General features: G+C 56.6%; 11 protein-coding genes. 6 read left to right on the forward strand and 5 right to left on the reverse strand.

Annotation, left to right across the window (positions count from 1 at the left end; all coding sequences use genetic code 11):
- Positions 1-4 precede the first annotated feature (4 nt).
- Positions 5-2,185 carry a catalase/peroxidase HPI gene (katG, locus tag ACOTXL_RS18795; protein WP_003862046.1) on the forward strand — a complete coding sequence of 727 codons (2,181 nt, stop codon included), beginning with the start codon at positions 5-7 and terminating at the stop codon, positions 2,183-2,185.
- 92 nt (positions 2,186-2,277) lie between these two features.
- Here katG and gldA read toward each other — a convergent pair whose 3' ends face one another.
- The 3 genes from gldA to ptsP are packed head-to-tail and all read right to left on the reverse strand — an operon-like array spanning position 2,278 to position 6,572.
- Positions 2,278-3,381 (reverse strand): bifunctional L-1,2-propanediol dehydrogenase/glycerol dehydrogenase, encoded by a 1,104-nt coding sequence (gene gldA, locus ACOTXL_RS18800; protein WP_023315034.1) that lies wholly within the window; start codon positions 3,379-3,381, stop codon positions 2,278-2,280.
- 12 nt (positions 3,382-3,393) lie between these two features.
- The gene (fsa, locus tag ACOTXL_RS18805) at positions 3,394-4,056 is read right to left on the reverse strand and encodes a fructose-6-phosphate aldolase (protein WP_023315033.1); all 663 of its coding nucleotides are present in this window, start codon (positions 4,054-4,056) and stop codon (positions 3,394-3,396) included.
- A 14-nt stretch (positions 4,057-4,070) separates the two neighbouring features.
- A complete protein-coding gene (gene ptsP / locus ACOTXL_RS18810) occupies positions 4,071-6,572 on the reverse strand; it encodes a phosphoenolpyruvate--protein phosphotransferase (protein WP_045350738.1) in 2,502 nt (833 codons plus the stop codon).
- A 305-nt stretch (positions 6,573-6,877) separates the two neighbouring features.
- Between ptsP and ACOTXL_RS18815 the strand changes: the two genes are divergently transcribed.
- From ACOTXL_RS18815 to ACOTXL_RS18835, 5 genes are read left to right on the forward strand one after another with little or no spacing between them, the layout of a single operon-like run.
- Positions 6,878-7,957, forward strand: coding sequence for a PTS fructose transporter subunit EIIC (locus ACOTXL_RS18815; RefSeq protein ID WP_045350739.1), 1,080 nt, complete (start codon positions 6,878-6,880; stop codon positions 7,955-7,957).
- A 14-nt stretch (positions 7,958-7,971) separates the two neighbouring features.
- Positions 7,972-8,292 (forward strand): PTS fructose-like transporter subunit IIB, encoded by a 321-nt coding sequence (locus ACOTXL_RS18820; RefSeq protein WP_045346531.1) that lies wholly within the window; start codon positions 7,972-7,974, stop codon positions 8,290-8,292.
- A gap of 51 nt (positions 8,293-8,343) precedes the next feature.
- Positions 8,344-10,641, forward strand: a complete 2,298-nt coding sequence (locus ACOTXL_RS18825) for a formate C-acetyltransferase (protein ID WP_045350740.1) — start codon at positions 8,344-8,346, stop codon at positions 10,639-10,641.
- Complete coding sequence (locus ACOTXL_RS18830; protein ID WP_045343484.1) at positions 10,607-11,482, forward strand: [formate-C-acetyltransferase]-activating enzyme; 876 nt, start codon at positions 10,607-10,609, stop codon at positions 11,480-11,482. Before ACOTXL_RS18825 ends, ACOTXL_RS18830 begins: the two co-directional genes overlap by 35 nt.
- A 2-nt stretch (positions 11,483-11,484) precedes the next feature.
- Entirely contained in the window at positions 11,485-11,841 is a 357-nt protein-coding gene (locus ACOTXL_RS18835; RefSeq protein WP_045343485.1) for a PTS fructose-like transporter subunit IIB, read from the forward strand.
- Here the strand turns inward: ACOTXL_RS18835 and ACOTXL_RS18840 are convergent.
- Positions 11,828-12,676: a helix-turn-helix transcriptional regulator gene (locus ACOTXL_RS18840; RefSeq protein ID WP_045343486.1), complete on the reverse strand. Its 849-nt coding sequence runs from the start codon at positions 12,674-12,676 to the stop codon at positions 11,828-11,830. The genes ACOTXL_RS18835 and ACOTXL_RS18840 overlap by 14 nt on opposite strands.
- Positions 12,677-12,778: 102 nt before the next feature.
- Positions 12,779-15,430 (reverse strand): phosphoenolpyruvate carboxylase, encoded by a 2,652-nt coding sequence (ppc, locus tag ACOTXL_RS18845; RefSeq protein ID WP_017383108.1) that lies wholly within the window; start codon positions 15,428-15,430, stop codon positions 12,779-12,781.
- Positions 15,431-15,558 lie beyond the last annotated feature (128 nt).

Consider the following 15,558-nt stretch of genomic DNA (forward strand, 5'->3'; position numbering starts at 1 on the left):
AGCGATGAGCATGTCAGACGAGACCAATAACGCGGCATCCGCCGGCAAATGTCCGTTCCACCAGGGCGGCGTCGATCACAGCGCGGGTGCAGGTACCGGCAGCAAAGATTGGTGGCCTAAACAACTCCGCATCGATCTTCTAAACCAACATTCCAACCGTTCGAACCCGCTGGGTGAAGACTTCGACTACCGCAAAGAATTCAGCAAGCTCGACTATTCCGCCCTTAAGGGCGATCTCAAAGCCCTTTTAACTGACTCACAACCGTGGTGGCCTGCCGACTGGGGAAGCTATGCGGGCCTGTTTATTCGTATGGCCTGGCACGGTGCGGGTACCTATCGCTCCGTTGACGGTCGCGGCGGCGCGGGGCGCGGCCAGCAACGTTTTGCGCCGCTGAACTCCTGGCCTGATAACGTCAGCCTGGATAAGGCTCGCCGTCTGCTGTGGCCAGTTAAGCAAAAATACGGACAAAAAATCTCCTGGGCCGACCTGTTTATCCTCGCGGGTAACGTGGCGCTGGAGAACTCCGGCTTCCGCACTTTTGGTTTCGGTGCCGGGCGTGAAGACGTCTGGGAACCGGATCTGGATGTGAACTGGGGCGATGAAAAAGCCTGGCTGACCCACCGTGACCCGGAAGCGCTGGCGAAGCGCCCGCTTGCGGCCACTGAAATGGGCCTGATTTACGTTAACCCGGAAGGGCCAAACGCCAGCGGTGAACCGCTGTCTGCGGCGGCGGCGATCCGCGCTACCTTTGGCAATATGGGCATGAACGACGAAGAGACCGTCGCGCTGATTGCAGGCGGCCATACGCTCGGTAAAACGCACGGCGCAGGCGAAGCCACGCATGTGGGCACTGACCCGGAAGCGTCGCCGATTGAAGCGCAGGGTCTGGGCTGGGCCAGCACGCACGGCACCGGTATTGGCGCTGACGCCATCACCTCCGGGCTGGAAGTTATCTGGTCTCAAACCCCGACCCAGTGGAGCAACTACTTCTTCGAGAACCTGTTCAAATACGAATGGGTGCAGACGCGTAGCCCGGCGGGCGCCATTCAGTTTGAAGCCGTGGATGCGCCAGAAATTATGCCTGACCCGTTTGACCCGTCGAAAAAACGCAAGCCAACCATGCTGGTCACCGACCTGACGCTGCGTTTTGATCCGGAATTCGAGAAAATTTCCCGTCGCTTCCTGAACGATCCGCAGGCCTTCAACGAAGCCTTTGCGCGCGCGTGGTTCAAGCTGACCCATCGCGATATGGGGCCAAAAGCGCGGTACATTGGCCCGGAAGTGCCGAAAGAAGATTTGATTTGGCAGGATCCGCTGCCTCAGCCGGTGTTCCATCCGACGCAGGAAGATATTGAAAGCCTGAAAGCGGAAATCGCGGCCTCTGGTCTCTCCGTGAGCGAGCTGGTTTCCGTGGCCTGGGCGTCGGCATCGACCTTCCGCGGCGGCGACAAGCGTGGCGGCGCTAACGGCGCGCGTCTGGCGCTGGCGCCTCAGCGCGACTGGGATGTGAACGCCGCGGCGGTACGGGCGTTACCGGCTCTGGAAGCTATTCAGCGCACCACTAATAAAGCCTCACTGGCCGATATCATCGTGCTGGCAGGTGTTGTGGGCGTTGAGCAGGCGGCGAAAGCGGCAGGCGTTTACGTCAACGTACCGTTTACCCCAGGCCGCGTAGATGCGCGTCAGGACCAGACGGACATCGAGATGTTTAACCTGCTCGAACCGGTTGCCGACGGTTTCCGCAACTACCGTGCGCAGGTGGATGTGTCCACCACCGAGTCGCTGCTGATCGACAAAGCCCAGCAGCTGACCCTGACCGCGCCGGAACTGACGGTGCTAATCGGCGGTCTGCGCGTACTGGGTGCAAACTTCGATGGCAGCAAGAATGGCGTGTTTACCAACCGCGAGGGCGTGCTGAGCAACGACTTCTTCGTTAATCTGCTGGATATGAACACCCAGTGGAAAGCGACCGATGACTCAAACGAGCTGTTTGCCGGTAGCGATCGCGCCAGCGGGGAAGTGAAATACACCGCCACCCGCGCCGATCTGGTCTTCGGTTCAAACGCCGTCCTGCGTGCGCTGGCCGAAGTTTACGCCAGCAGTGATGCACACGAGAAGTTCGTCCGTGATTTTGTTGCCGCGTGGGCGCGAGTGATGGATTTGGACCGGTTTGACGTGAAGTAACCCATGTGCCGGGTGGCGGCTACGCCTTACCCGGCCTACAAATTAAAGTGCCATGTAGGCCGGGTAAGCGCAGCGCCACCCGGCTTTTTTCGTTACTCCCACTCCTGCAAGAATCGCTGTCCATACTGGTCGGCCACCAGCAGCGCCGCATAGACCTGATCCGGCGTGACGCCGCCAGGCATGTTGTGAATGGTTTCACCTTCGGCGCAGGACGCTTCCGCGATCAGCCGCATTTTGGCCGGAATATCCTCTTTGATGTTCAGCTGCGCCAGGGTGATCGGCAGCCCAACGCTGTGGCAAAGCGCGGCGACGGTCTCAATTTCTTCAACCGGCGCGTTCTCCAGTACCAGCTGTGTCAGTGTGCCGAACGCGACCTTTTCACCATGGTAAAAATGATGCGCATCCGGCACCGCCGTCATGCCGTTGTGAATGGCGTGCGCCGCCGCCAGCCCGCCGCTTTCAAAGCCCACCCCGCTGAGATAGGTGTTGGCTTCGATAATGCGTTCCAGCGCCGGTGTGACGACATGCTGCTCTGCCGCCAGCATCGCTTTCTCGCCCTCTTCAACCAGCGTGTTGTAGCACAGCTCTGCCAGCGCTAACGCTGCCTGCGTGCACTTGCCACCCGCCATGGTCGTGGCGCCGCTGCGCGAACAGGCGCGCGCTTCAAACCAGGTTGCCAGTGCATCGCCAATCCCGGCGGCCAGCAGGCGCGCAGGTGCGCCTGCCACCACTTTGGTATCGACAATCACCATGTTCGGGTTGTGCGGCAGCATCAGGTAGCGATCGAACTCACCGCTGTCCGTATAAATCACGGAGAGGGCGCTGCACGGCGCATCGGTGGAGGCAATGGTCGGGGCAATGGCCACCGGCACGTCCATAAAGTGCGCCAGCGCTTTGGCGGTATCCAGCGTTTTTCCGCCGCCGATACCCAGCACCGCCAGGCAGTCGGCGCTGTCGGCCAGCTTTTTCAGGCGATCGATTTCATTTTGCGAACATTCGCCACCAAACGGTGCGATTTCGGCATGGAGTCCGGCTTTTTTAAAACTCTGACGCAGGGTTTCTTCAGCAAAACCCAGCACAAATTTATCGCCCACCACCAGCCAGCGATTCGCCAGCGGCTTCAGGTAGTCGCCGAGGCGAGTAAGAACATCTGCACCCTGAATGTATTTCCCCGGCGATTGAATAATACGGTCCATAACAGTTCTCCCTTAGAGGTTGAGGTTACCAAACGCGTTTTTCCAGTCCTGCTCGAACTTCTCTATGGCTGACTCTACCGCTGGTGTGTCGAGCATTTGTTGCGCTACGTCTAAGGGAAGCGTGATTGCCTCACATCCTGCCAACAGGCAATCCAGCGCCTGGCGCGGCGTTTTAAAGCTGGCAGCCAGCACCATGCTTTCCGGCGCATGCAGTTCCAGCAGGGACTGCAGCTCCTGTACCATGCCAATACCGTCGCCGCCCTGTGCGTCGACGCGGTTGACGTACGGCGCAACGTATTTCGCGCCTGCCAGCGCGGCCAGTAAACCCTGAGCGGCGCTGTAAACGGCGGTGCCCAGCGTGGTAATTCCCTCTTTCTTCAGCGCCTTAATCGCGATGAGCCCCTGTGCAGTGACGGGAATTTTTACCACGATGTCCGGCAGGGCATTGTTCAGCCGTTTTGCTTCCGCCACCATTTCTTCGGCATCGCGGCTCATGGTTTGAGCAAACAGCATGCCTTCCGGCCCAATGGCTTTTTGCAGGCGCGGCAGCACGTCCCAGATGGATTCACGGCTGGCGGCAATGATGCTTGGGTTGGTGGTGACGCCCGCGATGGGGAAGATGCGTGCAAGGCGTTCAACTTCCGCCACGTTGGCGGTATCCAGGTACAGTTCCATCACTCTTCCTCGTTTTACAGTTCTAATTCGTGTTGTAGCAGGGAAGCAATCGCCTCCCCTGAGCTGGCGTTAACCAGCGCATTGCGGAAATCCTCATGCATGATGCGGCGTGCCAGTCGGGAGAAAATACGCATATGCTGATCGCCCGCGGCGTGTTTATTCAGCGTTAGCATGATGATGAATTGTGCTTCTTCATCTCCCCACATGACGGGGGCTTTCAGGCGTGCAACGCTGATGGTGGATTGCTCAATGTGCTCCGATTTGCTGTGCGGGATAGCAAAGCTAAAGCCGAGCCCGGTGGAGAAGACCGCTTCGCGTGCCCACAGATCGGCCTCCAGCTTGCGTGGGTAGCGGCAACGTCCTGCGAGCAGCAGGTTATCGGTCATTCCCTTCATGACCTCTTCTTTGCTGTTCCAGTCATTGTCCAGTGAAATGCAGCGAGGTGTAACCAGAGGTGTGTCCTGCTGATTCATGCGGAACTGCGCCAGCAGGTGCTCCACTTCAAGCGAAGTGCGACACGCCATGGCCTGATTCAGCAACTGGCGGCAGGCGCGGCTATCAAGCTGAGCCAGACGCGCTTTGGTTGCCGGGATAGCGGGCGACCCCATGCTCAGCTCGTCCAAACCCAGACCCACCAGCAATGGCAACACCGAGCCTTTTGCACCCAGTTCGCCGCACAGGCCAATCCATTTCCCCTGGCGATGGACGGCTTGTACCGCGTAATCCAGCGCCCTCAGGAAGGCCGGGTTCAGGCTGTTGTAATGGCGTGTGACTTTGGCGTTATCGCGATCAACAGCCAGCAGATACTGCGTCAGGTCATTGCTACCGATGCTAAAGAAATCAATCTCTTCGCAGCACTGGTCGATGATAAACATCACCGAAGGGACTTCCAGCATGATGCCAAGCGGGATTTTCTCATCAAACGGAATATGCTCAGCGCGGAGCTGTTGTTTCGCTTCGGCAAGTTTCTCTTTCACCCACAGGATCTCTTCCATGGAAGAGATCATCGGGATCATGATCTTCAGGCTGCCGTGAGCAGAGGCGCGCAGGATCGCCCGAAGCTGGGTGGTGAAAAGCACTGCATACTCTTCGTAAATACGTACGGCGCGGTAACCGAGGAACGGGTTATTTTCGGCCGGGATCTTCAGGTACTCTACCGGCTTATCGCCGCCGATATCCATGGTCCGCACGATGATGCTGCGCCCGTTTGCACTTTCCAGTGCCTGACAGAAAATGTTGTAGAGCTCGTTTTCACCGGGCGCGCTGCTGCGGTCCATATAAAGCATTTCGGTGCGAAACAGGCCAACGCCCTCGGCGCCGTTCTCAAAGGCTGCCTGCGCTTCCACCGCATGGGCGATGTTCGCGGCAATCTCAACCCGCAGGCCGTCGGCGGTTCTGGCTTCCCGGTCCAGCCAGATGCCCTGCTGCTCGCGTAGTGCCTGTTGTACCCGTGCTTCCTGTCGGTAGTAGCGCGCCACCGCATCGCTGGCATCGACCACGACGGCACCAGCATTGCCATCGATAAATACGGATTGATTGCGCCACTGCAGCAGGCTTTCATTGTCGACGCCCACCAGCGTCGGAATATTAAAGGAACGTGCAAGAATAACCGTATGCGAGGTTGTTCCACCGCTTTTTAACAGCAGCCCTTTTAGCAAGGTTTTATCCAGTTCCAGGAACTGGCCGGGCGTGAGGTCGTCAGCAAGGCAGACGCTCGGCTGCGTCAGTTGCCCCGGAGACGGGAAACGCGCTTCACCGTAGATATGCTGTAAAAGCTGATAGCAGACGTCGCGTACGTCCAGCACACGCTCCTGCAAATACGTGCTGCTGGAACGAGAGAACGTATCGCAGAAATGGTTCGCCGTGGCGATGATGGCCTGAGCGCAGCTTAAGCCCCGGTTGACCCCTGACAGGAGGTGCTGGCGCAGCGAGGTATCCGTAGCCAGCGAACGATGGGCTTCAAGAATGGCGCTGGCGGTGCTGTCGCTGTCCAGCGCGCGCAGCTCAATGTTTTTCACCAGCAGGGTGAGACCATTATCCAGTGCTAACTGCTCATCTCCTTCGTCTTTCGCTTCGGGTAAATCTGACAGTGCGTTGAGATCCAGCGAGGCCAGCAAGGTCAACACGCCCTGGGCGCTACCGCTGCAAACGGGCAGGGCGCGGAAAAGCGTTGGATTAAGGCGCGCGAGGGATTCTGGCAGCGGATCGCGCTCAATATTAATGGCTTCTGCGAGCGGCGCATCACAGTGTGGGAACTCTTCCCGGAGCCATTGTTCCAGTTGCTGATAGGCGTTCTGCTCATCTTCACCTTGGATCACCAGACGACAGGCATCGCCTGCCAGCGTATCGGTGCCAATGACTGCCAGTGCGCTCTTGGCATTCCCTTTACGGTCTGTGCGCAGGTTGTGCCATTCGATTTGCGAGATAAACGTATTGCACAGCGTTTCCACATGACTTGCCGGACGCGCGTGAACACCGTTGGGTAATTCACAGGTAAATTCCACTACGAGAGCCATACACACTCCTGAAATCAATCCTCATTCATTGGGCAACAGCATACGAGTGTGTTGATGACGCGCGCCATGTGACAAATCTGCCAAAAGCTGGACAAATGTAATGTCACGTGGAAAGTGAGATTTGACTCACAGGTTGTGGTCCTTTGTCTTATGCGTAACGTCTATCAGAAATGTCGAGGCGGATCGCATTTTTATTTCGACATTACAAAAATCCAGTAAATGGCCTTTTTGTCTCCTGTCCGCCGTCTTCCTGATTGCCTATTGTTTGCCACAACATCTTTATGGTTTTAGGCCAGGAGCGACATATGAAAGAGTTGGTGCATATTCTCAAGAACACGCGGCAGCATCTGATGACTGGGGTGTCGCACATGATCCCGTTTGTGGTCTCGGGCGGCATTTTGCTGGCGGTTTCGGTCATGTTGTATGGCAAAGGCGCGGTGCCCGATGCCGCAACTGATCCCAACCTGAAAAATCTCTTTGATATCGGCGTGGTGGGGTTAACGCTGATGGTGCCATTCCTCGCCGCCTATATCGGCTACTCCATTGCAGAACGTGCCGCGCTGGCTCCCTGTGCAATTGCCGCCTGGGTGGGCAACAGCTTCGGTGCCGGGTTCTTTGGCGCGATTATCGCCGGGATTTTCGGTGGGATTGTCGTTTGGTACTTGAAAAAACTGCCGGTCCCGAAAGTGCTGCGCTCCGTCATGCCTATCTTCATCATCCCGATTATCGGCACGTTTATCACAGCAGGCATCATGATGTGGGGGCTGGGCGAGCCTGTAGGCGCACTGACCACCGGCCTTACCCAGTGGCTGCAAGGAATGCAGCAGGGCAGCATTGTGGTACTCGCCATTATTATCGGTCTCATGCTGGCGTTCGATATGGGCGGCCCGGTCAACAAAGTGGCGTATGCCTTCATGCTGATTTGCGTTGCGCAGGGCGTCTATACCGTCGTTGCAATTGCCGCCGTGGCTATTTGCATACCACCGCTAGGATTAGGCCTGGCGACGCTGATTAATCGCAAGAATTTTACCGGTGAAGAGCGTGAAGCGGGTAAGGCTGCATTAGTGATGGGCTGCGTGGGGGTCACCGAAGGGGCCATTCCGTTCGCTGCTGCTGATCCTCTGCGCGTTATTCCCTCCATCATGCTGGGATCCGCATGTGGCGCAGTGACGGCCGCCGTGATGGGCGCACAATGCTATGCCGGTTGGGGCGGGCTCATCGTTCTCCCTGTGGTGGAGGGCAAGCTGGGCTACATCGTGGCGGTTGCCGTGGGGGCTGTTGTGACGGCCATTAGCGTTAACGTGCTGAAGAGTTTTGCCCGCAAGAATGCAAAACAGGTCGAGGAAAAAGAGGACGACCTGGATCTGGATTTCGAAATTAACTGATTGAGGAAAAGAACATGGCCCGAATTATCGCAGTAACAGCTTGTCCGTCAGGCGTTGCCCATACCTACATGGCGGCCGAAGCGCTGGAAAGTGCCGCCAAATCTAAAGGTTGGGAAGTGAAGGTTGAAACGCAGGGGTCAATTGGCCTGGAGAACGAACTGACGGCAGAAGACGTTGCCGCCGCCGATATGGTGATCCTGACCAAAGATATCGGCATTAAATTCGAAGAGCGCTTTGCCGGGAAAACCATTGTACGCGTCAATATCAGCGACGCGGTAAAACGCGCCGACGCCATCATGAACAAAATTGATGCCCACCTGGCGCAAATCGCCTGACGCTCTCCCGCCCTTCGGGGCGGGTTCGTTTTCCGTTACAGGAGTTCCCTCATGACGAATCGTATCCAGCGTTTGAAAGACGCACTTTTTGCCAGTCCACGTGAAATCTCGCTTGAGCGTGCTTTGCTCTATACCGCCAGCCATCAACAGACGGAGGGCGAGCCGGTTATCCTCAGGCGAGCAAAAGCCACGGCGTACATTCTTGACCATGTGAATATCGCGATTCGTGATGAGGAACTGATTGCCGGAAACCGCACCGTTAAACCGCGCGCGGGCATTATGTCCCCTGAGATGGATCCGTACTGGCTACTTAAGGAGCTGGACCAGTTTTCCACACGTCCGCAGGACCGCTTCGAGATCGGCGAAGCGGATAAGCAGATCTACCGCGACGTGCTGTATCCCTATTGGGAAAAACGGTCGATGAAAGATTTCATCAACAGCCAGATGACGGATGAGGTGAAAGCCGCTGTAGGGACGCAAATTTTCAGCGTCAACCAGACGGACAAAGGGCAGGGGCATATCATTATTGATTATCCGCGCCTGCTGAATAACGGGCTGGGTGCGCTGGTGGAGCAAATGCGAGAATATTGTGCCCGCGATGCTCAGAACACGTTCTATGCCGCCGCGCTGATTCTGCTTGAAGCCTCCCAGCGCCATATTCTGCGCTATGCTGCGCTGGCTGAAACGCTTGCAACCGTCTGTGATGACGCTTCACGGCGTGAAGAGCTACGAAAGATTGCCGAAATCTCGCGTCACAACGCGCAGCATAAGCCGCAAACGTTCTGGCAGGCGTGTCAGCTGTTCTGGTATATGAACGTCATTTTGCAATACGAATCTAACGCCAGCTCGCTTTCTATCGGGCGCTTCGACCAGTATATGCTGCCCTTTTATCAGGCTTCGTTTTCGCAGGGGGACGATCCCGCATTTCTGAAAGAGCTACTGGAATCGCTGTGGGTGAAATGCAATGACGTGGTGCTTTTACGTTCGACGAGTAGCGCACGTTATTTTGCTGGTTTCCCGACGGGTTATACCGCGTTGTTGGGCGGTTTAACGGAGAGCGGTCGTAGCGCAGTGAATGTGCTTTCCTTCCTGTGCCTGGATGCTTACCAGAGCGTTCAGCTTCCTCAACCGAACCTTGGCGTGCGGGTTAACGAACTTATCGACCGTCCTTTTCTGCTTAAAACGGCGGAGACGATCCGCCTGGGCACCGGTATCCCGCAGATTTTCAATGATGAAGTGGTGGTACCCGCTTTCCTGAATCGGGGTGTGTCGCTGGAGGATGCGCGCGACTACGCGGTGGTTGGCTGTGTAGAACTGTCAATTCCGGGTAAAACCTATGGCCTGCACGATATCGCGATGTTTAACCTGCTGAAAGTAATGGAAATCGCGATGCAGGAGAACGAAGGTAATGCTGCGCTGAGTTATGAAGGCTTGCTGGACCATATTCGCGCCAAAATTAATCACTACATTGCGCTGATGGTTGAGGGGAGCAACATCTGCGATATCGGCCATCGAGACTGGGCACCGGTGCCGTTGCTCTCTTCATTTATCAGCGATTGTCTTGAATCAGGGAAAGATATTACCGACGGCGGGGCGCGGTATAACTTTTCTGGCGTTCAGGGGATCGGGATAGCCAATCTGAGTGATTCACTGCACGCCCTGAAAGGGCTGGTCTTTGAACAGCAGCGCTTAAGTTTTGATGAGCTCTTAGCCGTGTTAAAAGCGAACTTTGCCACCCCCGAGGGAGAAAAGGTGCGTGCAAGGTTGATCAATCGCTTCGAAAAATACGGCAATGATATCGATGATGTCGACAATATCAGCGCTGAACTGTTGCGCCATTACTGTAAAGAGGTCGAAAAATACCGGAACCCGCGCGGCGGACAGTTCACGCCAGGCTCTTATACCGTATCGGCGCACGTGCCGCTGGGGGCGGTGGTGGGAGCTACACCGGATGGCCGCTTTGCCGGAGAGCAACTGGCTGACGGTGGGCTCTCCCCGATGCTTGGGCAAGATATGCAGGGCCCAACGGCGGTACTTAAATCGGTAAGCAAGCTGGATAACTATCTGTTATCTAACGGTACGCTGTTAAACGTTAAATTTACCCCTGCGACGCTGGAAGGCGATGCCGGGCTGCAAAAGCTGGCGGATTTCCTTCGTGCTTTCACCCAGCTTAAGTTGCAGCATATCCAGTTCAACGTGGTGAACGCGGAAACATTGCGTGAAGCGCAACAGCGTCCACAGGATTTTGCCGGGCTGGTGGTGCGCGTTGCTGGCTACAGCGCCTTCTTTGTTGAGTTATCGAAGGAGATCCAGGATGACATTATCCGCCGCACAGCGCATCAGCTGTGACGTGGTTGAAACGCACGCCGAGGTGGCGCGTATTTTCAATATCCAGCGCTACTCATTGAATGACGGTCGCGGCATCCGTACGGTGGTCTTTTTTAAAGGTTGTCCTCATCGCTGTCCGTGGTGTGCGAATCCGGAGTCGATTTCACCGAAAATCGAAACGGTGCGCAGAGAAAGCAAATGTCTTCACTGCGCACCCTGTTTGCGGGACGTCGATGAGTGCCCCTCCGGCGCATTTGAGCCTATTGGGCGGGATGTTACGCTGGAGGAGCTGGTAAGCGAGGTAATGAAAGACGATGTTTTCTTTCGTTCCTCTGGAGGTGGGGTGACGCTCTCGGGTGGCGAAGTGTTGCTGCATGCGCCTTTCGCGACAAAATTTCTACAGGGTTTACGCCGTTTCGGCGTGCATACGGCCATCGAAACGGCAGGCGATGCCCCTTTGTCCCGATTAATGCCGCTGGCTCGCCAGTGTGATGAAGTGTTGTTTGATTTAAAGATCATGGACGCGGATCTGGCCCAATCGATTGTGGCAATGAATCTTCCCAGAGTGCTGGATAATTTCCGCCAGCTGGTGGCTGACGGGATAAACGTGATTCCTCGTGTGCCGCTTATTCCTGGCTATACGCTTAACGAAACGAACATGGCGCGCGTGCTGGCTTTCCTGCTACCTTCAGGAATACGGCAACTGCATTTATTGCCCTTTCATCAGTATGGGGAGCCAAAATACCGTCTGCTGGGACAGGAGTGGGGAATGCGGCAAGCGACCCCTCCGACAGAAGATGAGGTGTCAGCGATGCGTCAACTGGCAGAGCGCGAAGGTTTCAATGTTACCGTGGGAGGCTGAACATGACAGTGATAACGGGACGTCATCTGGTGGCGGTGACCGCGTGTGTCAGTGGCGTCGCACATACCTATATGGCTGCCGAACGTCTGGAAAAGCTCTGCCAGCAGGAGAAGTGGAGCGTTAACATTGAGACGCAGGGAGCGCTGGGTGTTGAGTGCGAGCTTACGGAAGACGACATACGGCGAGCCGATGTCGTATTGCTCATTACCGATATCGAACTGGCGGGCAGCGAACGTTTCGAGCATGCGCGCTACGTGAAGTGCGGTATTAGCGCCTTTTTACGCGACCCACAAAAGGTGATGGGGGCGGTGCGTAAAATGTTAGCCGCTCCGCAGCATACTCAGGTCATTCTGGACTAATGACCTTCCCGGTGAGCTGGCTGTGATACTGGCGACGGTATTCTGACGGCGAACGCTCGGTGTTTTTACGAAACAACCGGCAGAAATAGTTGCTGTCGACAAATCCGCAGGCATGCGCCACCTCTTTCACTTTCAAATCATATCCTTTCAGTAACTGGCGCGCGTGTTCCAGTCGGGTGTGCGTCAGGTACTCATTGAAACCCACTGCGCCCGTTTTCTGGAACAGATGCGACAGGTAGTTTGGGGAGATATAAAACGCCTGCGCGACGGATTCCCGGGTAAGGGGAGTGGCGTAGTGTTCGTCAATATAGACCCGAATTGCTTCAAACAAAGCCTGGCTGCGGGAGGCGGTTTGGATCTGACTACCCAGCAGGTCGACGCAGTGGCTAAGCAGGCTGGCAATAATCAGCCGCGCGGTTTGTTGCTCATGCGGTTGCATCTGCATTTCATGAAGCGTCTGTAAGAGTAGCGATCCAATACGGGGACCGCGGCGGGCAACGTGCTGCTTTGTCAGGTTTCGCACGTCTATACCATTCCAGTGTAAAAGGCTAAACCCAAGCTGCTGTTTGCCAAACAGGATGCTCAGCGTTGTTGCGGGTGCTTGCCATTGTGGATTATTCCAGCCGCCAGCCGGGACGTATAAAACATCACCCTGCTGTAAAACGCAGCCAGCCTGGTCTTTCATCGAACCTTCGATCGCGATCTCCAGACGTGGAAAATCGACCTGCAAGGCAAGTTCGGGGGCGGAGGTAGCGGAGTTTGCAAAATGCACCTGACGCAGCGGCGTTGTGCCGTTGATCAGGTTAGTCAGGATCTGGGTAATGTCGTGGTGCATGGTGTGGATACCAGGGTATTGCCCGGCGGCGCTGGTGCTTGCCGGGCCTACGAAAAGCCTATTTTAGGGCGGGTAAGCGTAAGCGCCACCTGGCAAAACCGATCAACCGGTGTTACGCATACCTGCCGCAACGCCTGCTATCGTTACCATCAGCGCCTGTTCAACGCGTGGATCCGGCTCTTTACCTTCCTCTTCCGCCAGACGCGAACGGTGCAGCAGTTCAGCCTGTAAAACGTTCAGCGGGTCGGTGTAGATGTTACGCAGCTGGATAGACTCGGCGATCCACGGCAGGTCTTCCATCAGGTGGGAGTCATTGGCGATATCCAGCACCACTTTGATGTCGCCTTCCAGCAGTTCGCGCAGCTCTTTGCCCAGCGCCCACAGCTCCGGCTTCACCAGGCGCTGATCGTAGTATTCCGCCAGCCACAGGTCGGCCTTCGAGAAGACCATCTCCAGCATTCCCAGACGGGTAGAGAAGAATGGCCAGTCGCGGCACATGGTTTCCAGTTCGCTCTGCTTACCGTCTTCCACCACTTTTTGCAGCGCCGCACCGGCACCCAGCCAGGCTGGCAGCATTAAGCGGTTTTGCGTCCAGGCGAAGATCCATGGAATGGCGCGCAGGGATTCAACGCCACCGGTCGGGCGACGCTTTGCAGGACGCGAGCCCAGCGGCAGTTTACCCAGCTCCTGTTCAGGCGTGGCCGAGCGGAAGTAAGGGACAAAATCTTTGTTTTCACGCACGTAGCCGCGGTACAGATCGCAGGAGATGTCAGACAGTTCGTCCATAATCCGGCACCAGGATTCTTTTGGCTCCGGCGGCGGCAGCAGGTTGGCTTCGAGGATCGCGCTGGTATAAAGCGACAGGCTGCTGATGGTCACTTCCGGCAGGCCGTACTTGAAGCGGATCATCTCGCCCTGCTCGGTCACGCGCAGGCCGCCTTTCAGGCTTCCTGGTGGTTGAGAGAGCAGCGCCGCGTGTGCAGGCGCACCGCCACGACCAATTGAGCCACCGCGTCCGTGGAACAGGGTCAGCTCGATACCGGCTTTCTCACAGGTTTTGATCAGTGCATCCTGTGCCTGATACTGCGCCCAGGAGGCTGCCATCACCCCCGCATCTTTCGCGGAGTCGGAATAGCCGATCATCACCATCTGTTTGCCCTGAATAAAGCCGCGATACCAGTCGATGTTCAGCAGCTGGGTCATCACGTCGTTAGCGTTGTTCAGGTCGTCGAGAGTCTCAAATAGCGGTGCTACCGGCAGAGCATAGTCAATGCCCGCTTCTTTCAGCAGAAGGTGAACGCCCAGCACGTCGGACGGGGTCTTCGCCATGGAGATCACGTAGGCGGCCACAGATCCTTTCGGCGCATCTACAATCGCTTTACAGGTGTTGAGCACTTCGCGGGTGTCATTGCTTGGCTCCCAGTTGCGCGGCAGCAGCGGGCGCTTGGAGTTCAGCTCGCGGATCAGGAACGCCTGTTTGTCGGCTTCTGACCAGCTTTCGTAGTCGCCAATGCCGAGGTAGCGGGTCAGCTCGCCCAGCGCTTCGGTATGACGGGTACTTTCCTGACGAACGTCGATACGCACCAGCGGCACGCCGAAACACTTCACGCGGCGCAGGGTGTCGAGCAGTTCGCCGTTGGCAATGATGCCCATCCCACAAGCCTGGAGCGATTTATAGCAGGCGTATAGAGGCTCCCAGAGCTGTTCGTTCTGGCTCAGCAGACCTTCCGGCTTCGGCAGGCGCTGGCCTTTCAGGCGCGCTTCCAGCCAGGCCTGAGTGGCCATCAGCTGACCGCGCAGCTTTTTCATCAGGAAGCGGTACGGCTCGCTGGCGCCTTCTTCACCGGCCAGCGCGCGCAGTTCCGGCGTCGCTTCCACCATCGACAGCTCGGAGATCAGCACCTGAATATCTTTCAGGAACAGGTCGGTTGCTTTCCAGCGGCTCAGCAGCAGGACGTGACGGGTGATTTCCGCCGTCACGTTCGGGTTGCCGTCGCGGTCGCCGCCCATCCAGGAGGTGAAGCGAACCGGCACAAAGTCGACCGGCAGGCGATAGCCCAGATTTTCTTCCAGCTGTTCGTTCAGCTCGCGCAGGTAGTTGGGTACCCCTTCCCACAGGCTGTTTTCCACCACCGCAAAGCCCCACTTGGCTTCGTCGACCGGGCTTGGGCGATGCTTACGAATTTCATCGGTGTGCCAGGACTGGGCAATCAGCTGGCGCAGGCGGCGCATAAGCTGGTTACGTTCGTAGTCGGCGATGTCTTTGTTATCCAACTGCTTCAGACAGTTGTTCACTTCCACCATTTTGTGGATCAGCGTACGACGGGTGATTTCGGTTGGGTGTGCGGTCAGCACCAGCTCCAGCGAAAGGGATTCCACCGCTTTTTTGATGGTCGCTTCGTTGAGGTCGGGCTGGTCTTTGAGTTTACGAAGGGTGCGGGCAATGACTTCCGGGTTGCTGGCCGCTTCGCCTTTTGGCGAAATGCTGTGGTATTGCTCAGCGGTGTTTGCCAGGTTTAGGAACTGGCTGAAGGCGCGGGCAACGGGCAGCAGCTCATCGTTGGAGAGGTTCTGCAAGGTGGTAAGCAGCTCCTGACGGTTGGCCTCATTACCGGCGCGGGAAGATTTGGACAGCTTGCGGATGGTTTCAACGCGGTCGAGGATGTTCTCCCCCAGTGCGTCTTTGATGGTATCTCCAAGCACTTTGCCGAGCATACTGACATTACTACGCAACGCGGAATATTGTTCGTTCATAAAAACCCAGTCACCCCATCATTTTTGTTTATGCCCAGGCGAAAATCTTCTGGACATTATTTTGTCATCTCCCTTTATAAAGCCACGTAAAACCCCCGTCGTCAATTGCTGCGAAAACGGTTCAGCAG

The sequence above is a fragment of the Enterobacter cloacae complex sp. IR5402 genome, assembly GCF_049238125.1.
Taxonomy (GTDB): domain Bacteria; phylum Pseudomonadota; class Gammaproteobacteria; order Enterobacterales; family Enterobacteriaceae; genus Enterobacter; species Enterobacter hormaechei_C.